The sequence below is a fragment of the Actinopolyspora sabaoui genome, from assembly GCF_051225635.1.
Taxonomy (GTDB): Bacteria; Actinomycetota; Actinomycetes; order Mycobacteriales; family Pseudonocardiaceae; genus Actinopolyspora.
Genome location: NZ_JBMIHH010000014.1, coordinates 42,541 through 64,029, shown reverse-complemented (window position 1 = coordinate 64,029; position 21,489 = coordinate 42,541). Strand labels below are relative to the sequence as shown.

Here is a 21,489-nt window from a genome sequence, read left to right as displayed (position 1 = left end):
ATTCCGGGAGCTACGGCAGGATTCCGACGGCGCCGTAGACGTTGCCGCGTTGGGCCTCCTGCTCGGTGACGGGCTGGTCGGGACGCCAGAGCGACGCGGCCACCACTCCCGGCGGTAGCAGTTCGTAGCCCGGCAGGAGTGCGGCGACTTCCTCGCTGGTGCGCAGGTACAGGTTCGGTGTGGAGGTGTCGGCCAGCAGGGAGTGCAGCGCCGCCACCTCCTGGTCGGTACGGCTGAGCTGGGCGTTGTTGGACAACGCCAGCGCACTTCCCGATGTGCAGGCCTCGCGGTAGCGGGACACCAGCCCGGCCCCGTCGGTGGTGGGAAGAATGTCCAGAATTCCGAACGCCAGTACCGCGATCGGGCGGGTGAAGTCCAGCAGTCCGGCGACTCCGGAAGCGTTGAGCACGGTCTCGGGTTCGCACACGTCCGCCTCGGTGACCGTCACGCGGTGCTCGTCGGCACCGAGCAGGTGTCGGGCGTGGTGACAGGCGACGGGTTCCCAGTCCACGTAGGCCACGCGTGCGGAAGGGGCGTGCTGGTGGGCGATCTCGTGCACATTGCCCACCGTCGGTACGCCGGAACCGAGATCGAGGAACTGGTCGATCCCGTGTTCGGTGACGAGAGTGCGAACCGCGCGGCCCAGAAACGCGCGGTTGGCCCAGCAGTAGTCCCGTTCCGTGGGCACGAGCCGTAGTGCTTCTTCGGCCACTGTCCGGTCGATGGCGAAGTTCGCGGACCCACCGAGGTGGTAGTCGTACATCCTCGCGATGTTGGGCTGGTCGAAGTTCGCGCCCTCCACCTGAGCGGCCAAATTCGCGTCGTGCGACATGCCGACAGTTTAACCGGCCTCACAGGCCGGAGATCAACATCACTCCGTGCGCGGGATGCGAATTCATCCGACCGGCGAGTCCGCGCTCAACGCACGCGCGTAACGTACCCCGGCCGCCAGCAGCACCAACCCGGTGCACATGAACGCCACCACCCGCGCGAATCCGTCCAGAGTGGCTAGATCGAACAGGAACAGTTTGGTCAGCGCCGCGGGAAGCAGCACCATCCCCGCGATTCGAAGTGAAGGCATCGTGATTCCGCGCAGCAGCAATGCGATCGCGACGACCACCCAGCTCAACGTGATCGACACGTATCCGGTTAGGAACCCGGAACGGTCCTGCTGGAACAGCGACACCAGCGCCATCGTGGCGCTTGCCGTGCCGTAGAGCATCAGGACCCCGGCCAGGATCCACAAGGCCTTCGCCGCCGGCGGGCGCGACAGCGCACCGAGACGAACCCCCACGACCGGAATCGTCACCGCCACCAGTGCGGTTGACACTCCAACCAGAATTCCGGCGACCCCTTCGGAATGCGACACCAGCACCAACTGCCACGGTGGGATGTCGTGGTGCAGCGCCATCACCGTGCCGACGGTCGCGTAGCACAGCGCCCCGAGCAGTACACCCGGGTTGCGCAGCCACAACGCCCCGGACGTCAACAGCAGCGCCTCGCACAGCAGTGCCGTGGCCCAGGCCGAGGCGTCCAGCGAGGTCATCGTGGACTGCATCGCGGCCACCGCGGCGATTCCGCCCGCGGCGGTGGTGAACTTCGCCGGGAGTCGATCACGCTGATTCTGTAGGAGACCCCAGCTCGGTGCGAATCGCCAACTCGGAACGAATCGCAAGCCCCACAGGATCGTCAGCACCACGGCCACTCCCGCCGCCAGTGTGGCCGCGAGTGGCCGCACCAGCAGCGGGGTGGCGAGCAGGACCGGTATCGGTGCGGCCACCAACGCCACGATCGAGGTGTTGTCGTCCGGACGGAGTGCGGCGGTGAGCGTGGCCACCACAATCCCGAGCAACGAGGTGGTGCTCACCACGGCTACCACTGCGATGTGGTCGGTCGTTGTCAGCATCGCCCATGCGTCGGCGAGGATCGCGGCTAGCACCACGGGAAACGCGGCGACCCGGGCCAGTTGCCGCCATCCGTGTCGGAGCTGCACCGGAGTGGCCACCAGGTGCAACAACGCCAGAAAGCCCACCAGGGTCGCGTTGGGCTCCCCGGTCACCAACGGCGCGCACACCGCGCAGCCCATCACCACCCCCACGGCTACGGGCTGGGCACGCCATCGGTCGGACAGCAGCAGCCCACCACCGGCGATCACGAAACCCGCCGTGATACCACCGAATGTCGGCAGGTAGTCGTACAGCACGGTGGCCGCCACGGTGTCCAGGTAGAACACGGCGAATCCCGTCGCGGCCAACGCGTAACTCCCGGACGTGCCACCGGGCCTGCCACGCACCCGGAAAGCGACCGTCAGCAGCGCGATACCCAGACCGGCACCACCGAGTACCCGGGTGGCGGGACCGAGCCAACCACGTTGGACCGCCAGCACGAGCAGGAAGACCACGCCGAGCAGTGTCACCGCCCCGCCGATCCATGCCAGCAGTCTGCTCGGAGTCCAGCCGTGCCCCACGGGGCGGGGCTCCTGTTGCCCACCCGTGGCACCGACCGGGGGAGGTGCCGGTGGTGTGTGCCATGACGGAGCGGCCGGTGCCGGGTGGACGTTCGGTGAAGGTGGGATCGGCGGTGTCGAGGCGGGTGGTTCGAAAAGTTCCCGCTCCTCGGGTACGTGCGGTGCGGGCCGATTCACCCGGTGCTGCACAACACCGGCGAGCCGGTCGAGCCGTCGGCTCATCTCGGTGAGTTCCGCGGCGATCGATTCCAGCGTGTGGTGATCCGGCTCGGACATGCTCCCAAGATGGTGTGCGTGGCACCGGGGCGGGAACAGTACGAATACTCAGATCTCCGGCCGTAGCCGTACGTACCCGCCCGTTCCCCCGGTGGTTTCCGCATTTCGCAGTTGTGGAGATCGCTCGGCGCGACCTCGCGTCGCCTCGTGAACGGCTCTCCCGCTGCCGGGCGGCGAGTTCGGTCGGTTCAGGATTCGGAACTCTCGGAATCCGATCCGGAACGAGCCCGTTCGGTCAGCGCGCGCAGCTGGTCGATGTTCTCGACAGCGCTGCTCAGCGCCTGGTGCGCCGTGTCGAGCTGTTCGGCGACCGAGTCGATGTCGGCCTGATCGGTGAGGGTTTGGCTCGCTGCACTCACGCCCAGCAGCCGGTCAAGCCCTTCGGTGGTCTGGGCGGCTGCCACCTGGACCGGTCCGGCCTGTTCGGATTGGGCGTTCTCCCGCAGTGGGGCGGCGAGCCGCAGCAACTGCCACCGCAGGAATTCGAGCATGCTGGTCTGGTCGCCCGCGACTCCGGCGGTTTGCTGCTGCTGCAGATACACGGCGGTGCGCTGTTCGGCGTCGAACTCGCCGGACTCGTTCAGAATCGCTTCGAGCTGTGCCGCTCCGAGCAGCGCGTTGGCCAGGTAGGCGCGGTAGACCGCTTCGCCGCCGATACGCTCGGCCGCTGCCGCGTGTTCGTCCGCGGTGTTCGTCCCGCGATAGTGGCCCAGCGCGTGCAGTGCGGTGGCCAGTTGCTCGACCGCGGCGGGCTGATCGGTTTCCGAGGAGGAGGGCGGGGTGGTCATCGCCGGGCAGCATAACGGTCCCCGTGTTCGGCTCCTGGCGGTGCGGGTGCTCTCGGCGAGCTCCGCCTCGGTTCGATTCATAACGGCAAGGCTCGGTGATCTCGGCTGCCCGCGATCACCGATACGCGGAGTTGACGCGCGAGCTCGTTCAGTGCTTTCCCGGGCCGGGTCCTCCGGCTGGTGTGTGGTCGGTTCAGCGGTGAGTATCGGACGGGAACGTCGGTGTCGACGATCCGTTCACCCTGGCAACGGTCAACGGTTCGAGGGGGAGGCCGTGAACCTGGATTCCGAGCTGGCCGCGGCGTTGACCTCGCTGCCGGACCTGCACATTCGTGATCTCGACGGGGCCCGCGCTCGCATGGCCGGTCTCGCCGCGAACGCCCCGGCGCCACCCGAGGACGTCCTCGTGAGTGAGCACTCGGTTCCGGGGATCGAGGACAACGCCGTTCCCGTTCGTGCCTTCCGACCCCGCGACACGCCCACTCCGTTGCCCGCCGTGTTGCTGCTGCACGGCGGTGGGTTCGTCATGGGAAGCGCGGACGCGCTCACCGCGCAGGCAGCGAGCCTGTGCACGGAGCTTCCCGCCCTGGTCGCGGCCGTGGACTACCGCCTCGCCCCCGAACACCCCTACCCGGCGGCGTTGCGGGACTGCCGGGCCGCGCTGGACTGGCTCCTATCCGAAGCGGAGGCGCTCGGTGTCGATCCGGGGCGCGTAGCGGTTCACGGCATGAGCGCGGGCGGCGGACTCGCGGCGGGGCTCACACTTTGGGCCCGTGACCGTGGCGAATCCCCGCTGTGCTTCCAGGTGCTCGACGCGCCCGAGCTCGACGACCGGCTGGACACCCACTCGGTGCGCGCCTTCGAGCGGACCCCGCTGTGGAACCACCACGACGCGGTGCTGAGTTGGCGGCACTACCTGTCCGGCCTGCACGACGAGGTTCCCGCCTACGCGGCTCCGGCCCGCGCGGTGGAACACACCGGGCTTCCTTCGGCCTACGTGTCGGTCTACGAGAACGATCCGCTGCGTGACGAGGGACTGGCCTACGCGTCCGCTCTGCTGCGTGCCGGGATCTCCGTCGAACTGCACCTGTTCCCCGGCACGTTCCACCGCTCGGCGGTGATCGCGGGGGCCGGGGTGTCCCGACGGCAGGCGGCCGAGACACTCGGGGCGCTCCGCCGCGCCCTTCACCCGGGTTGACCGGGGCCCGCACGACCTGCTGACTCGCCGGGAGCGACTTGGGGGCGGGCCACCGGCCGACCGGCCGAAACGGTTTCAGGACTCGAGTCCGGCCAACTCCTCCGTGGTGAGCAGGCGGGAACGAAGCAGGAATCGCACGCCCTCCGGCGCTTCCAGGGAGAAGCCGCTGCCACGGCCGCTGACCACGTCGATGGTCAGATGTGTGTGCCGCCAGTACTCGAACTGCGGTCCCGACATCCACACCTCGACCCCCTCGGCGACACCCTCGACCTGGAGGTCTCCCAGGTGCACGTCGTTGACTCCGGTGCGGAACTCGCCGCGGGGATAGCACATCGGTGCGCTGCCGTCGCAGCAACCGCCGGACTGATGGAACATGACGTGACCGTGCTGTCCGATCAGGCGACGGAGGAGTGCCGCCGCCTGATCGGTCACGGCCACCCGTTCGGGGGCCTGCGGGTTCATCAGAACAGTCCCATCGCGCTCTCGGAGTAGTTGACGAGCATGTTCTTGGTCTGCTGGTAGTGACCGAGCATCATCTTGTGCGTCTCCCGGCCGATGCCCGACTGCTTGTAGCCACCGAACGCGGCATGGGCCGGGTAGGAGTGGTAGTTGTTCACCCACACGCGACCCGCCTGGATGTCCCTGCCTGCCCGGTACGCGGTGTTTCCGTTGCGCGACCACACCCCCGCACCCAGCCCGTAGAGCGTGTCGTTGGCGGTCTTCATCGCGTCGTCGTAGTCGTCGAACGAGGTCACCGACACGACCGGGCCGAAGATCTCCTCCTGGAAGATTCGCTGCTTGTTGTGGCCCTCGAAGATGGTGGGCTCGACGTAGTAGCCCCCGGAGAGTTCACCCCCCAGCTCCACCCGGCTGCCGCCGGTGAGGATCTTGGCGCCTTCCTGCTTGCCTATGTCGATGTAGGACAGGATCTTCTCCAGCTGGTCGTTGCTGGCCTGCGCTCCGATCTGCGTGTCGGTGTCCAGCGGATGTCCGGGAGTGATGTTTCTGGTGCGGGCCACGGCATCGGCCATGAAGTCCCGGTAGATGCCGGACTGGACCAGCGCTCGCGACGGGCAGGTGCAGACCTCCCCCTGGTTCAGCGCGAACAGGGTGAATCCCTCGAGGGCCTTGTCGTAGAAGGCGTCGTCGACCGCTGCTACGTCGTCGAAGAAGATGTTCGGGCTCTTGCCGCCGAGTTCGACCGTCACCGGGATGATGTTCTCGCTGGCGTACTGCAGAATCAGCCGACCGGTGGTGGTCTCGCCGGTGAAGGCCACCTTACGGATGCGAGGGTTGGCGGCGAGTGGCTTGCCCGCCTCCACTCCGAACCCGTTGACCACGTTCACCGTTCCCGCCGGCAGCAGATCGGCGATCACGTCGAGCAGTACGTGGATGGATGCCGGTGTCTGCTCGGCCGGTTTGAGAACGACGGCATTGCCGCCCGCCAACGCCGGAGCCAGTTTCCACGTCGCCATCAGGATCGGGAAGTTCCAGGGGATGATCTGGGCGACAACGCCGAGTGGTTCGTGGAAGTGGTAGGCGACCGTGTTCTCGTCCACCTGCGACAGTGTGCCCTCCTGGGCACGCAACGCACCGGCGAAGTAGCGGAAGTGATCGATCGCCAGGGGTATGTCGGCGGCCAGCGTTTCGCGTACGGGTTTCCCGTTCTCCCAGGATTCGGCCACCGCGAGCTTTTCCAGGTTCTGCTCCATCCGGTCGGCGACGCGCAGCAGTATCCCCGCGCGTTCCGCGGGCGATTTCTTCCCCCACGTACTCACCGCGGCCTCGGCGGCGTTGATCGCCCGTTCCACGTCCTCGGCCGTACCCCGGGCGATCTCGGTGAAGGGTTTACCGGTGATCGGAGTGGGATTCTCGAAATACCCGCCCTTGGCGGGACTCACGTGTTCGCCGCCGATGAAGTGGTCGTACCGGGAGCGGTACTCGACGACCGAGCCGGCTGTTCCTGGTGCTGCGTATTGGCCCATGCCCGTGCCTCCGTGCGGCGTCGTGACTTGTCGTTCCCCGTGGCCGGTCACCCCGGCCGGGGTGACCCGGGGATGTTCCGGGTCACCGTAGAGTCGTGCACGTTGCAGTCACGTTGCGTGGACGGGTGATTCCTGCACAGCTACCTCCGATGTGGGGAAACCTTGTCCGTTGTACGGGCCACACGGCAACATGGGTTGATCCGCGCCGGAACCGGATCCGGCGCCCGAATGTTCCGCGAGGCGCCCCGCGTGGTCGACATTTCCATGAGGTACTTCGACGAGTCATCAGACGATCCGTTGCGACAGGCCCGGTTGCTCGAGCGGGTCCACGCCGCTGTGCTCGGGGACGAGCGATCCTCTCGCGACCGCCAGCTCGGAAGTCGAGCGGAGCAGTGTTCGCCACGTCCGGTCGTGGTGGAGTCCTGGAGACGCTCGTTGGCGGCGCGGATCGACCCGAACGGTTGGCAACCTCCTGTCGAGTTCGAGGCCTCGGCTCTCTCGGAAATCAGGGCGACGCACCCATTGGCGGAGTGCGTACCGCTGTTGCGGGAGACCCTGCTGGAGGCTGCGGGCGACACGCCGCACATCATGATCGTCACCGACGCCGCCGGAACCATCCTGTGGCGGGAAGGCAATCCCGAGATCTGCCGCAAGGCCGACGACGTGCTGCTCAGTGAGGGAACTCGGTGGTCCGAGGACGCCATCGGTACGAACGCGATGGGGACGACACTGGCAACGGGTCTCCCGGTGCGTATTCATTCCGCCGAGCATCTGGTGTGCACGTACCATTCGTGGACGTGTGCGGCCAGTCCGATACACGATCCGGAAACAGGGGCCCTCCTCGGCTCCATCGACGTCAGCGGACCCCTCAGTACCGTGCACCCTGCGCTGACTGCCCTGGTCACGGCTGCCGCTCGCCTCGCCGAGAACCGGCTGACGGAGCGGATGCGCCGCGAGCACGAACGCATCCGACAGCGACACCTGCCCTCGCTGCGTGCCCTTCGTGGGGAGCCCGGTGCGCTGCTCGGGCCACGAGGGCATGTGATCGAGTCTTCCCCCGGCGATCTGGAACTTCCCGAACGGATCGATCTCGACCAGCCCGCGTCCGAGATCTCGGCCGGGGAGAACAGGCAGATCGTGCTCGAACAGCTCTCCGAGGGGTACTTGCTGCGCGCGCCGCGTCGTACGCGGTCACACCGTGTCGGGATGGCTGGGACGGCACGCCCCCGCGAGACCGGCACGGGGCGACACGAGCTTCGTCTCCGGTTGATGAGCGACTACCCCGATGCCGAGTTGGACGGAGTCCCGCTGCGACTGGGGTTGCGGCACGCCGAGTTGCTGGCCGCGTTGGCGTTGCGTCCCTCCGGGGTGAGTTCCGAGCAGCTGACGCTGCTCGTGCACGGCGAGGGTGGCAATCCCGGCACCGTTCGCGCCGAGATTCATCGGCTGCGCAACCAGCTCGGGCACACCGTCGTTCGAACGAAGCCGTACCGGCTCGACGCCCTGGTCGAGACGGACGTCCACAGCGTGCGCGAGGCGCTGTGCCGGGGGGCGGTGCGATCAGCGCTCGCCGCGTACGGCTCCGGACTGCTGCCGGACTCCGAGGCGCCGATCGTTCGGGAAGAGCAGGAAGAGCTGGCGGCGGGATTGCGTGGTGCGGTGATGTGCTGCGAGCACCCCGATCCGTTGTGGAGCTATGTCGGTACCGAACAGGGCAGGGACGACATCGAAGCGCTGGAGCGGCTGCTGACCTTGCTGGATCCCGACGACTGGCGTTACGCGAGGGCGCGGACGCGGCTCGCTCGGCTGCTGGACGAGCAGTGACGACAACGGTGTCGCCGGGCACGGTCACTCGTTGGGGCGGAGTACTTTCCGTCCGTTCAGTGAAGTCGCCGTAGGCGGCATCGCCCGAGCAGCCGCAGCGTGCCGAGGTCGAAGCCCATCCCCTGGTCGACGAGCTCGTCCTGCGGTCGGGGCAGCTCACGCCCCCGGTAAGTCGGTTCGGCTTCGTTCATGCCAACCACTGTGCGGTGTGTCGCTGGGCGTGTGCCGAGTGCGTGCTGAGCGGGAGTCGATAATCCCGCTGACGCGGGAACGGGTGGGATCGAACGAGCGCGAGTCCCCTTTCGTCTACTTCAGCAGCTCCCTGGCGATCCCGCGCGCTTCGCTGCTTCGTCGCCGCACCGGGAGCGAGTTCGACGACAGATCGCCGCGTGCGCTGATCAGCGAACGGTGTACCGCTGCGGAGTGCAATCTCACCGACGCGCAACCACACGCTCGCACCCGCTCGTCCGCGCCGGTGGCAAGCGCCGTGACCCTCTCGCGCTGAACAAGGCCGCTGAGCGCGTTCCCGCCTGCTGCCCACGGGCACCGGTGCGGCGGACGCCGTACGACCGATCGTGACATGTAGTTCCGGAGTAAGGAGTGTTCTTGGCTTCTCGACCAGAAGCTGAAGTGAGCGCGAACCCCCTTGTGGCAGCGTGGCGCAGTCTTTCCAAGCCGGTGTTCCTCCCCGCCCTGTTGATCATCCTCGCCGCGCTGGCCTTCGCCAGCTGGTACGGGGCCGCGTACGGAGAGGAGGCCGAAACCGCGTTCACCGAGCTGCGCAACAGCATCGGTGAAACGGTCGGTTGGTGGTACGTCCTGCTCGTCACGGCTTTCCTGGTCTTCGCCCTGTGGGCGGCGTTGTCCAGAGCGGGCAACATCCGGCTGGGACGGGAGGACGAGCGGCCCGAGTTCTCGCTGTTCTCCTGGTTCGCCATGCTGTTCTCCGCCGGGATGGGTATCGGGCTGGTCTTCTGGGGTGTGGCCGAGCCGTTGAACCACATGATTTCCCCACCGGACATCGCCGACGTCGAAGCGGGCACGGCCGAAGCGGGCCGAGCCGCCATCGGTCAGGCGCTGTTCCACTGGGGGCTGCACGCGTGGGGCATCTACGTCCTGGTCGGCCTCGGGTTGGCCTACATGTCCTTCCGCCGCGGTCGTCCGCTGTCGGTCCGGTGGTTGCTGGAGCCGATCTTCGGTCGCAGGCTCATCGAGTCGTGGGTCGGACACGTCGTCGACGTCTTCGCCATCGTCGGCACCATCTTCGGGGTCGCCACCTCGTTGGGCCAGGGAGTGCTGCAGATCCAGGCCGGTCTGGTCCACCTGGGCTGGTTCGAACCCTCCAACTTCCTCCTGCTGGCACTGGTGGTGCTGATCACCGCGGTGGGCACCATCTCCGTCATCACCGGGCTGCACAAGGGGCTGCGCTGGCTTTCCAACGCCAACATGGTGCTGGCGGCGGTGCTGGCGGTCTGCGTCCTGCTGATCGGTCCGACCGTCTTCCTGCTCCAGTCTGTGGTGCAGAACACCGGCGAGTACGTCCAGGCGATCCCGCAGCTCATGTTCGTCACCGGGGCGGGGGCGAAGGACGACTGGACGCTGAACTGGACGCTGTTCGACCAGGGATGGTTCCTCAGCTGGGCACCGTTCGTGGGCATGTTCATCGCCCGCATCTCCCGCAGTCGCACCATCCGCGAGTTCGTCCTCGGCGTCATGCTGGCTCCCACGGTCATCGCGATCCTGTGGTTCACCGTCTTCGGCAGCACCGGGATCCGCTACCAGCTCGCCAACGGCACGATGATCGGGCAGGACGGCGTCGTCGACACCGACACCTCGTTGTTCCTGCTGTTCGAGAACCTGCCGGTGAGCGGAGGAGTCGCCGTCGCGATGTCCGTGATCGCGATCCTGGTGATCACGCTGTTCTTCATCACCTCTTCCGACTCCTGCTCGCTCGTGGTCGACGTCCTCTCGCACGGCGGACGAACCGAGACCCCGTGGTTGACCCGCCTGTTCTGGGCCGTGATCCTCGGTGCGGCCGGAGCGCTGCTGCTGCTCTCCGGCGGAGAGGCCGCACTGACCGTGTTGCAGGTCAGCTCGATCGCGGGCGCGGCACCGCTGTCCGTCATCTACGCGTTCACCGTGGTCGCGCTGGTTCGGATGTTCCGGTACGAGATGGCGATCATGCCTCGCTACGTACGTGTCCGCTCGAAGGCCGCTCCGTCGGCCCTCGTCGCAACGGCACGTCAGCAGTCAGCCGATGACCAGGAGTTTCAGGGCAACCTCCGCAGGTTGCTGAAGTCCTGGAGCGACGGCACGTCACCGAACGGCGCGCTGCGGGGAACTTCGGCGGTACTCGGCGGTTTCGAGCGGACCGCTCCCGAGCCCTCCTACGTGTCGACGAGCGACGGCACGGACACCACGGTGCTGGCGGTGCACGACGTTCCAGCGCATGCCACCACGGTGGACGCCGAGACCGGTGCCATCGAGCGGGCCGGGGACTCCACGGTCGAGGATCCCATCGGGGGCGAAGTCTTCGACACGCCGGAGTTCGAGGCTTCGGCGGTCGGAGCGGAGTACGAGGCCGAGGAGCTGCTGCGTCGCTGCTCCTCCGACGGCGTCCGTTGAACGCCCTCGGAGGCAGTCGGCGGCGGTGAGCGCCGGTCCGGGATTCACCGGGATTCGTCGGCGTCGTACGGACACCGACGAACCTCTCACCCGTCGCGGCGTTGCCGCACCTCGGCCCGGCACCGGGGCGTGAACGCGGCCGGATCCCATCCCGAGCGGGAAGGACTTCCGCTGTTCCCGTGCGCTGGGACCGAACCGGCCCGCGGTCGGGCAGACCGCGGGCCGGGATTCCTCGCCGGTCAGCCCAGGCCGTCGAGCACGCGGCGAACCACACGCTCCGTCGACAGGCCGTAACGCTCGTGCAGGGTCGGCAGCGCCCCCGCGTCGAGGAACTCGTCCGGCAGGCCGATCGGCAGCAGCCCCCTGGCCGCGTTGTTCCGCACCAGTGTGCTGGCCATCGACTCGGCGAGACCACCGACCAGGGTGTGGTTCTCCAGCGTGACCAGCAGCCGGTCGGAGTCGGCCTCGTGCAGCAGGGTCGCCTCGTCGAGCGGTTTGATCGTGGGGCAGTGCACCACCGCGGCGTCCACTCGGTGCTCGCGCAGCTTCTCGGCCGCTTCGAGAGCGCGCATGGTCATCAGCCCGCTGCTGACCAGCACCACGTCGCGACCGTCGCGCAGCCGCTTGGCCCTGCCGGGCTCGAAGGTGTAGTCGTACTCGTCGAGAACGGTGGGCACCTTGCCGCGCAGCAGCCGCAGGTAGGTGGGCCCCGGGGTGGCGGCCAGTGCGGGAACGGCCTGTTCGATGTCGACCGAATCGCACGGGTCCACGATGGTCAGTCCCGGCATCGCGCGGAGGATCGCGATGTCCTCGGTGGCCTGGTGGCTGGGGCCGTACCCCGTGGTCAACCCCGGCAGGCCACCGATGATGTTGACGTTGAGCCCGGGTTCGGCGATGTCCAGGCACAGCGAGTCGTACGCACGGCGGGTGGCGAAGACCGAGTAGGTCGCCGCGAACGGGACGTAGCCCACCTCGGCCATGCCCGCGGCCGCGCCGAACAGCAGCTGTTCGGCCATGCCCATCTGGTAGTAGCGTTCCGGGAACTTCTCGGCGAAGACGTGCATGTCGGTGTACTTGCCGAGATCGGCGGTCATGCCGACGACGTTCTCGTTCTCGGCCGCCAGGCGCGTCAACGCGTGGCCGAACGGAGCCGGACTCGTGGGCTGGTTCGGATCGGCGAAGGAGGCGATCATCGCCGAGGTCGTCAGGCGTTTGGTCATGATTGGACGGTTCCCTCCAGCTGCTCGCGGGCGATCTGCCACTCGTGCTCGTCGACGCGCATGAAGTGCGCCTTCTCCCGGTTCTCGAGCAGCGGGACGCCCTTGCCGATCGTCGTGTCGCAGAGCAGCACCCGAGGTCGGTTCGACTCGCCCTGCTCCAGGTGATCGAATCCGCGCAGCAGTTCGGAGATGTCGTTGCCGTCGACGCGCACGGCCCGCCACCCGAACGATTCCCACTTGTCCACCACGGGCTCGGCCCGCAGCACCGAGCCGGTGGCACCGTCGGCCTGCAGGGCGTTGAGGTCGACCACGGCGGTGAGGTTGCCGAGTTCGTGGTGGGAGGCGCTCATCGCCGCCTCCCAGGTGGATCCCTCGTTGAGCTCGCCGTCGGAGAGGAAGTTGTAGACCCGGGCGGGGCTGTCGCTCCCGCGCAACCCCAGGGCCATCCCGACGGCCAGCGGCATGCCGTGGCCGAGTGATCCCCCGGAGATCTCCATGCCGGGGGTGTAGGTGGCCATGGCCGACATGGGCAGCCTGCTGTCGTCGGTGGCGTAGGTGTCCAGTTCCTCGACGTCGAGGATCCCGGCCTGTGCCAGGGCGGCGTACAGGGCGATGGCGTAGTGCCCGATGGACAGCAGGAAGCGGTCCCGGTCCTGCCACTGCGGATCATCGGGTCGGAACCGCAGCCGGTCCCGGTAGACCGTGGCCAGGAGGTCGCTGACTCCCAGCGCCTGCCCGACGTAGCCCTGCCCCTGGGCCTCGCCCATGTCGATGATGTTGTGCCGCATCCGGTGGGCGAACGCGGCGATCTCCGCCTTTCTCGTCCCGGTCGCGTCCTGTGCTTCACTCAGGGCGTGTGACATTTCGCCTCCCCTTCGTCGATGAGTTCGCCGGAATTCCCGTTCACCGAGCGGAGTTCTCGTAGGTCGAGATCATGCGGACTTTCGCCGACGAGTTCGAATTCGGATCGAACAGGTAATCCAGCCATTCGGAGGCCAACCGCCGCGCCAGCTCCAGGCCGATCACGCGTTGCCCGAACGTGAGCACCTGGGCGTCGTTGCTGCGCACCGAGCGCTCGACCGAGAAACTGTCGTGGGCGGTCACGGCGCGTATCCCCGGAACCTTGTTGGCGCTGATCGCCACGCCCAGGCCGGTGCCGCATACCAGCAGCGCGCGGTCGGCCTCGCCGCGGTGGATCATCTCCGCGGCGCTCGTGGCGATTCGCGGGTAGGCGGTGGTCTCGTCGCCGTTCACGCCGACGTCGGTCACCGATTCCACGCGTGAATCCGCCTCGAAGTCGGCTTTGAACGTGTTCTTGTACGTCATCCCCGCGTCGTCGGAGCCGACGACGATGCGCCACCGTTTCGCGTCAGTCATGGGTGTTCTCCCCCTGTGGGTGTTCTTTCCGGGTTCGAAGGGCCTCGGCCACGGTTTCGGCGATCAGGGCGAAGGACACCGCTCCGGCGTCCGGTGTGCCCAGGCCGCGTTCGGCCAGGTGTTTGGCACGTCCGGTGCGGGCCGCCAGCTCGGCGGTTCCCTCCGCCCCGGTCCGGGCGGCTGCCGCCGCCTCGCTCCAGCTGTGTGTGCGGCCGAAGGTGTCGGTGAACGGGACGAGTGCGTCGATCATCGTCTTGTCGCCGACCTCGGCACGGCCGAGCCGTCTGATCGAGGCGGAGAAGTTCTCGACTCCACCGGCGAGGTCGGCCTTGTCGGGACGCCGCAGATCGCTCAACGCGGTGGCCATACCGCGCAGGCCCGCACCCCACAGCGCTCCCGAGGTGCCACCCGCCTCGGCTTCCCAGGCTTCGGCGGCCCTCGTGAGCAGGGAGTACGCTCCGGCGCCCGCTGCGTGGGCTTCCTCGGCCGCCCGCGCCGCCGCCGTGGTGCCTTTCAGCATTCCCCTGCCGTGGTCACCGTCGGCGGCGATCGCGTCTATCCGGCCGAGTTCCTCGGCGTGCTCCTCGACGGTGCGGCGTATCCCGTCGAGCACGGTCGTGATCGTGGCGGCGCACTCCCGTGATTCGTGGTCGGCCTCGGGGTACGTCTCGTCGGTTTCCGCCCCGCCGGCCTCGGTTGCCGGGGTTCGCGACGGGGTGGCGTCCGCACCACCGATTTTGCGGTAGGCGGGTGTGTCGGCGGGGGCACGCCACAGCCGTTCGAGTTCCTCGTCGAGCCGCACCAGCGTCAGCGATACCCCGCTCATGTCCAGGCTGGTCACGAGTTCGCCGACCTCCGGAGCGACGAGGGTCAACCCGGCCGCGCGGAGCCTGGCGGCGATCCGCGACCAGAGCACGAACATCTCCTCGTGCTTCGTGGCGCCCAGCCCGTTCAGGATCACCGCGACCCGGGAGGAGTCACCGTCACCCGCGTCGGCGAGCACCCCGTCGACCAGGGTGTCGGCGACCTCGTCGGCGGTGGGCATGTCCACCTCGGAGATCCCGGGTTCGCCGTGGATGCCCAACCCCAGGGCCATCTGCCCCTCGGGCACGGTGAACAACGGTTCGTTCTGCCCGGGCAGGGTGCAGCCGTGGAAGGCCACCCCGAGCGAGCGGGTGCGTTCGTTGGCCCGCCGCGCCACCTGCTCGACCTCGCTCAGCGACAGCCCTTCCTCGGCCGCCGCCGAGGCGATCTTGAACACCGCGAAGTCACCGGCGATACCGCGTCGCTGTTCGTTCGCCTCGTTCGAGGCGATGTCGTCGGTGACCACGATCGTCCGGCAGTCGATCCCTTCGGCCCGCAACCGGTCCTGTGCGGCACCGAAGTTCATGACGTCGCCCGCGTAGTTGCCGTAGCCGAACAGCACGCCCCCACCGGAGTGCGCTGCCTCGGCCACGGTGTGAACCTGCTGCGCGGAAGGTGCGGTGAAGATGTTGCCCACCACGGCACCGTCGGCGAAGCCGGACCCGACCAGGCCGCTGAAAGCGGGGTAGTGCCCGGAACCGCCGCCGATGACCACGGCGACCTTGCCCTCGGGGGGCGGTGTACTGCGCACCACCCCGCCGGGCACGGCTCGGACGCGGTTCGCGTGCAGGTCGCAGAATCCGCGCAGCGCGTCCTCGGTGAACCGCGCCGGATCGTTGTAAAGCAGAGTCATAACCGCTCACAGGGTTTCGGGAAGGGGGATTCCGGTCAGACGAACACGCTCAGTCCCAGCACCACGCCCAGTCCCACGACCGACATGATCGACTGGGAGAGGGTGTAGACCTGGAAGGTGCCGCGCGTGGACAGCCCCAGCAGGGTGCGGAACATCCAGAACGTGTTGTCGCTGACGTGGCCGCCGAAGCTCGCTCCCGCGGCTGCCGCCAGCAGGACCAGCACGGCTGAGGCGTCCAGCCCGCCGACCACCGGCGCGAGCAGTGTCGCCGCCGTGATCGCCGCGACCGATCCGGAGCCCTGCGCCAACCGCAACAGCGCCGCGACGACCCAGGCCAGGATCAGCGGGGACAGCGGGCTGGTTTCGAACAGTCCGGAGATGATGTCGCCGATACCGGTACGGCTGATCACCTCTCCCAGCGACCCGGCCACACCGGTGAACAGCAGAATGGTTCCGCTGGTGGCGGCGCCCTTGCTCAGCGACTTCTCCAGGGCGTCGCGGGAGAGCATGTAGACCGTGATGCCGCAGGCGAGCAGCAGCCCGATCAGCAGCGCCACGATCGGATGGGAGAGGAATCCGATCGGGCCGCCGCCGACGCCTGCCATCTCCGTGAACGTCCCGGACACGATCAGCGCGAGCGGAACCAGGATCGGCAGCAGCATCACCATGAGCGGAAGCCGGCGGCGGGGTTCCTCGGCCTCGGCCACCGTCATTCCGTCCACGCCGCCGTTGAGCGTGGTTTCGTCCTTGGCGGGTTGCCACGTGCGGCGCATCAGCGCGCTGTGCAGGAAGATTCCGCCGACGATGCACACGATTCCCACCGGGATGCCGAACAGCAGCATCGTTCCGAGGGACACGCCCAGGGCACCGGCACTTGCCAGGGCAGCGGCCCCGGGCAGCACCATCAACAGCCCCACTTCCAGGCCGATCGCCAGTGAGCCGCCGAGCGCGGCGATGCCGACCCCGGTTCGGGCCGCCACGGACCTGGCGATCGGCGCCAGCATGACCAGGGCGACGTCGAAATAGATCGCGGGGAAGATGATTCCGGATGCCAGACCGAGGGCATAGGGCGATTTCTCGCGGCCGCACACGCGCAGGAACAGTTCCACTATTCGTTGCAGCGTTCCGGTCGTCGACAGCAACGAGCCGAGCAGAACGCCGAAACCGATGATCAACCCCACTTCCGCCATGAGGTCGCCGAATCCTTGGGCGACCGCGGTCGTGGTGCTGTCGAAACCGAGTCCGGTGGCCAGGCCGAGATACAGTGCTCCCAGCACGAGGACGATGACCGGATTGATCCGTGCCAGCACGACCAGCACTACGATGCCGAGGACCGCCAGCGCGGTGTGCAGCAGAATAAGCGTATCGGACATGCGGGATGTCTTTCCGTAGGCCTCATCGTCGAGGCGAATTCAAAGTGTTTTCCACACCCGGTGAGTGTGAGTGAAACCGACGGAAATGTCGGTGTGACGGCATACCGACCGTCAGTGGATGTGCGAACCACCGTTCACGTCGAAAGTGGCCCCGGTGATGTAGCCGACGTCGGGACCGGCCAGGAACGTGATCATTCCGGCCACGTCGTCGGTGTCGCCGTTGCGACCGACCGGGATGCCGGAGACGAGTTGCTGCTTGCGTTCCCCGCTGAGCAGGCCGCCGGTGATGTCGGTGTCGATCAGGCCCGGTGCGACCGAGTTGACGACGACGCCGTGCTCGCCGACCTCGCGGGCGAGGGCGCGGGTGAGTCCGAGGACGGCGGCCTTGGCGGCAGAGTAGTGCGTCCCGCCGAACACGCCGCCACCACGCTCACCGCTGACGGAGGAGAGGTTGACGATGCGCCCGTAGCCCCGCTCGATCATTCCGGGCAGCACGCGGCGGGTGACCAGGTACGTGCCGGTGACGTTGACCTCGAACACCGCGTCCCACTCGGCTCGCTCGATCTCCAGGAACGGTGTCGGCCGCGTGATTCCCGCGTTGTTCACCAGTGCGGTGGTGGCGGGCAACTCGGAGGTTTCGACCGCCTCGATCGCTCGATCGACGGATTCGGCGTCGGTGACGTCGGCGGCCACTCCGAGAGTGGGAATCCCGTGCTCCCGAGCCACGATGTCGGCGGTGTTCTTCGCGGCGGCTTCGTCGAGGTCGAGCACCGCGATCGCGAATCCCGCCTCGGCCAGCCGGTGGGCGGTGCGCCTGCCGATGCCGCGTTCCGATCCGGCGCCGGTGATCACTGCCGTCGCGGTGGCGGAATGGCCCATTGTCGGGTTCCTTTCGTGTAGTCGCTTGCCGTTCATGCCCGCAGCAGGGCCGAAATCGTGTCCCGGGATTCACCCGCGACCGTTTCCCTGCTGTGCTCGGCTACGTCGTGCGTCTCGAGTTCGAGGACGTAGCGCCCCGTGTATCCGTGCTCGTGAAGCGCGCCGATGACGCCGGTGAAGTCGGCGCTGCCGCGGCCGATGCTGCGATTGATGTCGCCCGCCACGGCGTCGCGCAGGTGGACGTGTTCGATCCGGTCGGCGAACTCGGCGGCGAACTCCGCTTCGTCGATGCCGCCCGCCACGACGTGGCTGACGTCGTAGACCACCCCGGCCACCTCGGGCGAAACCATCCCGAGCAGGGCGCGAACCCGGTCGGCGCTGTGGCAGAACCGGTGGTGGTGTGGCGCCTCCACCAGCAGGCGGACTCCGTGTTCGGAGGTCACCGAGCTCAACAGCCGCAGCCCGCCCGCCGTCCGAGCCAGATCGGCTGTCTCGTCGACGAACGGGCTTCGGGAGGGGGCGCCGCAGGGGACGATGAGATCCGCACCCAGCTGAGCGGCGTGCGCGGCCAGTTCGGCCCCGCGGGATGCCAGGGTCTCCCGGTCCAGCTCGGGGTCGTTCAGCGGGCCCGGATCCACGTTGAGCGCCCACACGTCGACTCGGAAGTCCCGGATCGTCTCCACGATCTCCGCGATGTCGCCTCCCCGGTCGGTCGGGTAGTGCTCGCAGACGTCGGGCAGTCCGCCGAGGTCGATGCCCGTGATTCCGAGCCGCGAGATCGCCGCCAACGCCTCGGGCAGCGAGCGGTGACGAAACGAGATCGTCGAGAAGCCCAGTTCACTCATCCGAAACTCCCAAGAAACCTGTGCTTCACACGTTCGGTGGAACGCGTTAGGTGGGACACAGTGAAACTTGTCGCCTGTTGACTGTCAACAGTCAACCGGCAGCGGGCGACTGCGAATCGATTAAACTGAGGGGGACCGAGCACGTTTCCCGACGAAAGGCTCCCGTTGCCCCTGGATGTCCCGGCTCTCGGCGGTGTTGATCGCAACACCCTGCGTGAGCAGAGCCTGCACAAATTGCGCGAGGCGATCAGCAGCGGCCAGCTCGCTCCCGGCACACGGCTCGTGGAGACCGAGCTCAGCGAGGCGCTGTCGGTATCGCGCGGAACGCTTCGCGAAGCCCTGCGCCACCTCGTTCAGGAGGGCCTGGTGGTCACGGGCGACCGAGGGCGGCTCCTGGTCCGTGCGCTGACCACCTCCGAGGTGCGCGACATCTTCGCCGTCCGGCGCTCGTTGGAGACGCTGGCGGTGGAGACCCTCTGCGAGATGACCGAACGCGACGAAGTGGTGCGAACGCTGCGGGAGTCACTGCATCGGTTGCGTGACACCGGGCAGGATCTCGCGGAGCTGATCGAGGCCGATCTCGGTTTCCACCGGCAACTGTGCGAGCTGACGGGCAACGAGACCCTGGTCAACTCCTGGCAGCACATTTCCGGACTGACCAGAGCCACCATCAGTCGTTCCGGCCAGGACCTGGCGCTGCGCAACATCGACTGGCAGCGCCACCTGCCGATCGTGGACGCGATCGAGGCGGGCGACGCCGATCGAGCACGCGAGGTCGTGCGCACTCACATGCGGGAGGCCACCGAACGGATCGTGCGGGTTCTCGAGGACAGGGACAGCGAGGGCGCTGACCGGCACACCGGTGCCGCCCACGAGTGATGGGCTTCCCGGGGTGCCTCGGTGCGTATCTCCCGAGGCACCCCGGCCTCGCTCAAACCTCGTACCTGGTCCGCGCGCTGACGCGGGCTCACGGCGCCGCCCATGAACCGGGCGGGGCGGAGACGTGGATGTGTGCGTATGCTGCTGGCGAAATCTTCGCGGTACCTGTCTCACGTACCCGACATCACGCGGTGCCCGTACCACCTCATCGGTCGGTAACCCGGAATTACCACACGGAAGGGATGCCACTGGTGAGTGCCCGTTTCGAGGAACTCGATTGGCGCGAGACGTCGATCGGTGCGATCAGCCTGCGTCGTCGTTGGGACCGTTCGCTGGAACGGGACGTGCACGAGATCAAGCTGGACGAGGAGTTCCTCATGTCCAGCCTGTTCACGGTGGCGGAGGTCGAACTCGCGCGGCTCGGACTGGCCGCCTCCTCAGCGACCGAGCTCGACGTGGTGGTGGGCGGGCTCGGACTCGGCTACACCGCCCGCGCGGCCCTCGAAGAACCGCGGGTGCGTTCGCTGCGGGTGGTGGAGTCCCTCGGCGAGGTGATCGAGTGGCACCGTCGCGGCCTGCTGCCGCTGGGGGCGGAACTGACCTCGGATCCGCGTACCCGGCTGGTGCACGACGACTTCTTCGCGATGATCGGTGCCGGAACCGGTTTCGACGTCGAGGCGCCGCGACGGCGGTTCCACGCCGTGCTGCTCGACATCGACCACTCGCCGACGCACGTGCTGGATCCGAGCCACGCCCGGTTCTACCAACCCGAAGGGCTGCGCCGACTCGCGGAGCATCTCGAACCGGGCGGGGTCTTCGCGCTGTGGTCGGACGATCCGCCGCACGAGGAATTCACGGCGGCCCTTTCGGAAGTGTTCGACACCGTGCGGGCGCACGTCGTCACGTTCGACAATCCCTACACTGGCGGGGAGTCCAGTAACACCGTTTACACGGCGGTGCTGGGGCACGGTGGACGATCGTCGAGCGAGAGCACCGAGGCACCTCTCCCGTGAGAACCTGTACCGGGCGTTTCTCCGCGGCACGGAGGTGTCCGGCCGGGGCGCTCGCCTCTTGAGGCATGAGTCCTGCTTACAGGCAGTCTGCCGCCGCCTCGGTCATGGGAGATGTGATTGCTGCTGATGCGGTTCATCCAGCGCTCCTGGCCAGGGCGGTGGCGGCTTTCGCGGTCGAGTCGAGGACCTGCTTCGGCACGTTGCCGGTGCGGGACTCGGTCTCGGCCACGAACACGGCACCGCGGCGATGAGCCGAATCGTAGTGGTACCCGCTGAAGCGCACCGTGGACAGCACGGGACGAATGTCTCCGGTGCCGTGTTCGTCGATCAGGGAGCGGAAATCCCGCGCTGCGGCACTGGAACGCATCCGAACGCGCGATACGAACACCGAGATCGTTCCGCCTTCGTAGTCCACGGGAAACTGGAACCGGCGCAGATCTCGACACGGTGTTTCGACGAGGAATTCCCGTACCTCTCCGTAGGTGGTGGTCACGCATTTCACGGTTTTTCCGGTGACGCGGCGTCCTTGGCGCAGTCCGAGCCGTTTCCAGGCGCGGTTTCGGTTCCCCCGCTTCACGTCCCGGCGTGCTTTCGAGAGGTTCTTTCCGATGGTGCGTACCACGGCAGTGTCCGCAGTGGACATACTGGCCGTAGTCGTTCCCGAACCGCCGAGAGTCACGCCGCCGGTACCGCCCCCGGACGCCCACATGGCCAGCGCCACGCCGCCCGCCACAACTGTCGCCTTACTTTTGCCACCGCTTCCGCCTTCCAACGGGTAAACCGTGCCGTCCGGTCTGCTTCTGTACTTTGATGCCATGGCTTCCTCCCTTCGTCGGAGAAAGTCTGGATCAGTCACTTGGTGTGTTGGGGCGAAGCGCGCAAGTTTCACTCGATCGAACGAGTATAAGAGATTCTCCGGCGCGCAAATGTGGTTTTCGGGCACGGAAAGTGACACCCGTGTTGCTCGACTCGACCGACAGGGAAAACGCCGGGAAGTGGGCGTCGGACATGCGGGCCTGCTTG

19 protein-coding genes are annotated in these 21,489 nt (G+C 67.5%); 5 read left to right on the top strand and 14 right to left on the bottom strand.

The genetic code is table 11. From position 1 onward, the window contains the following. Positions 1-10: 10 nt before the first annotated feature. From ACOQFL_RS21570 to ACOQFL_RS21560, 3 genes are all read right to left on the bottom strand, one after another. Positions 11-832: an SAM-dependent methyltransferase gene (locus ACOQFL_RS21570; protein ID WP_435546029.1), complete on the bottom strand. Its 822-nt coding sequence runs from the start codon at positions 830-832 to the stop codon at positions 11-13. Between the two features lie 63 nt (positions 833-895). Continuing rightward, the gene (locus ACOQFL_RS21565; RefSeq protein ID WP_435546028.1) at positions 896-2,743 is read right to left on the bottom strand and encodes a DUF2339 domain-containing protein; all 1,848 of its coding nucleotides are present in this window, start codon (positions 2,741-2,743) and stop codon (positions 896-898) included. A 188-nt stretch (positions 2,744-2,931) separates the two neighbouring features. Continuing rightward, entirely contained in the window at positions 2,932-3,531 is a 600-nt protein-coding gene (locus ACOQFL_RS21560) for a DUF6245 family protein (RefSeq protein ID WP_435546027.1), read from the bottom strand. A gap of 274 nt (positions 3,532-3,805) precedes the next feature. Between ACOQFL_RS21560 and ACOQFL_RS21555 the strand changes: the two genes are divergently transcribed. Further along, positions 3,806-4,729, top strand: coding sequence for an alpha/beta hydrolase (locus ACOQFL_RS21555; RefSeq protein WP_435546026.1), 924 nt, complete (start codon positions 3,806-3,808; stop codon positions 4,727-4,729). Positions 4,730-4,804: 75 nt separating this feature from the next. On the opposite strand, the gene ACOQFL_RS21550 is transcribed toward ACOQFL_RS21555, so the two are convergent. Both ACOQFL_RS21550 and exaC read right to left on the bottom strand, forming a co-directional pair. Next, positions 4,805-5,191 carry a DUF779 domain-containing protein gene (locus tag ACOQFL_RS21550; RefSeq protein WP_435546025.1) on the bottom strand — a complete coding sequence of 129 codons (387 nt, stop codon included), beginning with the start codon at positions 5,189-5,191 and terminating at the stop codon, positions 4,805-4,807. Next, complete coding sequence (gene exaC, locus ACOQFL_RS21545; RefSeq protein ID WP_435546024.1) at positions 5,191-6,714, bottom strand: acetaldehyde dehydrogenase ExaC; 1,524 nt, start codon at positions 6,712-6,714, stop codon at positions 5,191-5,193. Before exaC ends, ACOQFL_RS21550 begins: the two co-directional genes overlap by 1 nt. Before the next feature lie 249 nt (positions 6,715-6,963). Between exaC and ACOQFL_RS21540 the strand changes: the two genes are divergently transcribed. Beyond that, positions 6,964-8,538 carry a GAF domain-containing protein gene (locus ACOQFL_RS21540; RefSeq protein ID WP_435546023.1) on the top strand — a complete coding sequence of 525 codons (1,575 nt, stop codon included), beginning with the start codon at positions 6,964-6,966 and terminating at the stop codon, positions 8,536-8,538. 56 nt (positions 8,539-8,594) lie between these two features. Here ACOQFL_RS21540 and ACOQFL_RS21535 read toward each other — a convergent pair whose 3' ends face one another. Next, positions 8,595-8,729 carry a hypothetical protein gene (locus ACOQFL_RS21535; RefSeq protein WP_435546022.1) on the bottom strand — a complete coding sequence of 45 codons (135 nt, stop codon included), beginning with the start codon at positions 8,727-8,729 and terminating at the stop codon, positions 8,595-8,597. 415 nt (positions 8,730-9,144) lie between these two features. Here ACOQFL_RS21535 and ACOQFL_RS21530 point away from each other — a divergent pair, with 415 nt between their 5' ends. Beyond that, positions 9,145-11,163, top strand: a complete 2,019-nt coding sequence (locus ACOQFL_RS21530; protein ID WP_435546021.1) for a BCCT family transporter — start codon at positions 9,145-9,147, stop codon at positions 11,161-11,163. Between the two features lie 239 nt (positions 11,164-11,402). Here the strand turns inward: ACOQFL_RS21530 and ACOQFL_RS21525 are convergent, their stop codons facing one another. From ACOQFL_RS21525 to ACOQFL_RS21495, 7 genes are all read right to left on the bottom strand, one after another. Continuing rightward, positions 11,403-12,383, bottom strand: a complete 981-nt coding sequence (locus tag ACOQFL_RS21525) for a transketolase family protein (protein WP_435546020.1) — start codon at positions 12,381-12,383, stop codon at positions 11,403-11,405. Continuing rightward, positions 12,380-13,246, bottom strand: a complete 867-nt coding sequence (locus tag ACOQFL_RS21520; protein ID WP_435546019.1) for a transketolase — start codon at positions 13,244-13,246, stop codon at positions 12,380-12,382. The genes ACOQFL_RS21525 and ACOQFL_RS21520 overlap by 4 nt, the downstream gene beginning before the upstream one ends. A gap of 40 nt (positions 13,247-13,286) precedes the next feature. Beyond that, a complete protein-coding gene (locus tag ACOQFL_RS21515; RefSeq protein ID WP_435546018.1) occupies positions 13,287-13,760 on the bottom strand; it encodes a ribose-5-phosphate isomerase in 474 nt (157 codons plus the stop codon). Further along, on the bottom strand, positions 13,753-15,477 hold the full coding sequence (locus tag ACOQFL_RS21510) for a dihydroxyacetone kinase family protein (RefSeq protein WP_435546017.1): 1,725 nt from the start codon (positions 15,475-15,477) through the stop codon (positions 13,753-13,755). The genes ACOQFL_RS21515 and ACOQFL_RS21510 overlap by 8 nt, the downstream gene beginning before the upstream one ends. 35 nt (positions 15,478-15,512) lie before the next feature. Next, positions 15,513-16,850 carry a GntP family permease gene (locus tag ACOQFL_RS21505; RefSeq protein WP_435546016.1) on the bottom strand — a complete coding sequence of 446 codons (1,338 nt, stop codon included), beginning with the start codon at positions 16,848-16,850 and terminating at the stop codon, positions 15,513-15,515. 111 nt (positions 16,851-16,961) lie between these two features. Continuing rightward, positions 16,962-17,729 (bottom strand): SDR family NAD(P)-dependent oxidoreductase, encoded by a 768-nt coding sequence (locus ACOQFL_RS21500; RefSeq protein WP_435546015.1) that lies wholly within the window; start codon positions 17,727-17,729, stop codon positions 16,962-16,964. A gap of 32 nt (positions 17,730-17,761) precedes the next feature. Further along, positions 17,762-18,574 carry a sugar phosphate isomerase/epimerase family protein gene (locus ACOQFL_RS21495; RefSeq protein WP_435546014.1) on the bottom strand — a complete coding sequence of 271 codons (813 nt, stop codon included), beginning with the start codon at positions 18,572-18,574 and terminating at the stop codon, positions 17,762-17,764. A gap of 165 nt (positions 18,575-18,739) precedes the next feature. On the opposite strand from ACOQFL_RS21495, the gene ACOQFL_RS21490 reads away from it, so the two are divergent. Next, a complete protein-coding gene (locus ACOQFL_RS21490) occupies positions 18,740-19,453 on the top strand; it encodes a GntR family transcriptional regulator (RefSeq protein ID WP_435546013.1) in 714 nt (237 codons plus the stop codon). A 251-nt stretch (positions 19,454-19,704) separates the two neighbouring features. Beyond that, on the top strand, positions 19,705-20,466 hold the full coding sequence (locus ACOQFL_RS21485; RefSeq protein ID WP_435546012.1) for a polyamine aminopropyltransferase: 762 nt from the start codon (positions 19,705-19,707) through the stop codon (positions 20,464-20,466). Between the two features lie 133 nt (positions 20,467-20,599). Here the strand turns inward: ACOQFL_RS21485 and ACOQFL_RS21480 are convergent, their stop codons facing one another. Beyond that, positions 20,600-21,283: a hypothetical protein gene (locus tag ACOQFL_RS21480; RefSeq protein ID WP_435546011.1), complete on the bottom strand. Its 684-nt coding sequence runs from the start codon at positions 21,281-21,283 to the stop codon at positions 20,600-20,602. Positions 21,284-21,489 lie beyond the last annotated feature (206 nt).

Excerpts from the sequence above, each read along its gene's own strand:
- exaC (WP_435546024.1), bottom strand. The coding sequence starts at position 6,714 with ATGGGCCAATACGCAGCACCAGGAACAGCCGGCTCGGTCGTCGAGTAC.
- ACOQFL_RS21565 (WP_435546028.1), bottom strand. The coding sequence starts at position 2,743 with ATGTCCGAGCCGGATCACCACACGCTGGAATCGATCGCCGCGGAACTC.
- ACOQFL_RS21520 (WP_435546019.1), bottom strand. The coding sequence starts at position 13,246 with ATGTCACACGCCCTGAGTGAAGCACAGGACGCGACCGGGACGAGAAAG.
- ACOQFL_RS21505 (WP_435546016.1), bottom strand. The coding sequence starts at position 16,850 with ATGTCCGATACGCTTATTCTGCTGCACACCGCGCTGGCGGTCCTCGGC.
- ACOQFL_RS21495 (WP_435546014.1), bottom strand. The coding sequence starts at position 18,574 with ATGAGTGAACTGGGCTTCTCGACGATCTCGTTTCGTCACCGCTCGCTG.
- ACOQFL_RS21515 (WP_435546018.1), bottom strand. The coding sequence starts at position 13,760 with ATGACTGACGCGAAACGGTGGCGCATCGTCGTCGGCTCCGACGACGCG.
- ACOQFL_RS21550 (WP_435546025.1), bottom strand. The coding sequence starts at position 5,191 with ATGAACCCGCAGGCCCCCGAACGGGTGGCCGTGACCGATCAGGCGGCG.
- ACOQFL_RS21525 (WP_435546020.1), bottom strand. The coding sequence starts at position 12,383 with ATGACCAAACGCCTGACGACCTCGGCGATGATCGCCTCCTTCGCCGAT.
- ACOQFL_RS21480 (WP_435546011.1), bottom strand. The coding sequence starts at position 21,283 with ATGGCATCAAAGTACAGAAGCAGACCGGACGGCACGGTTTACCCGTTG.
- ACOQFL_RS21560 (WP_435546027.1), bottom strand. The coding sequence starts at position 3,531 with ATGACCACCCCGCCCTCCTCCTCGGAAACCGATCAGCCCGCCGCGGTC.
- ACOQFL_RS21570 (WP_435546029.1), bottom strand. The coding sequence starts at position 832 with ATGTCGCACGACGCGAATTTGGCCGCTCAGGTGGAGGGCGCGAACTTC.
- ACOQFL_RS21500 (WP_435546015.1), bottom strand. The coding sequence starts at position 17,729 with ATGGGCCATTCCGCCACCGCGACGGCAGTGATCACCGGCGCCGGATCG.
- ACOQFL_RS21535 (WP_435546022.1), bottom strand. The coding sequence starts at position 8,729 with ATGAACGAAGCCGAACCGACTTACCGGGGGCGTGAGCTGCCCCGACCG.
- ACOQFL_RS21510 (WP_435546017.1), bottom strand. The coding sequence starts at position 15,477 with ATGACTCTGCTTTACAACGATCCGGCGCGGTTCACCGAGGACGCGCTG.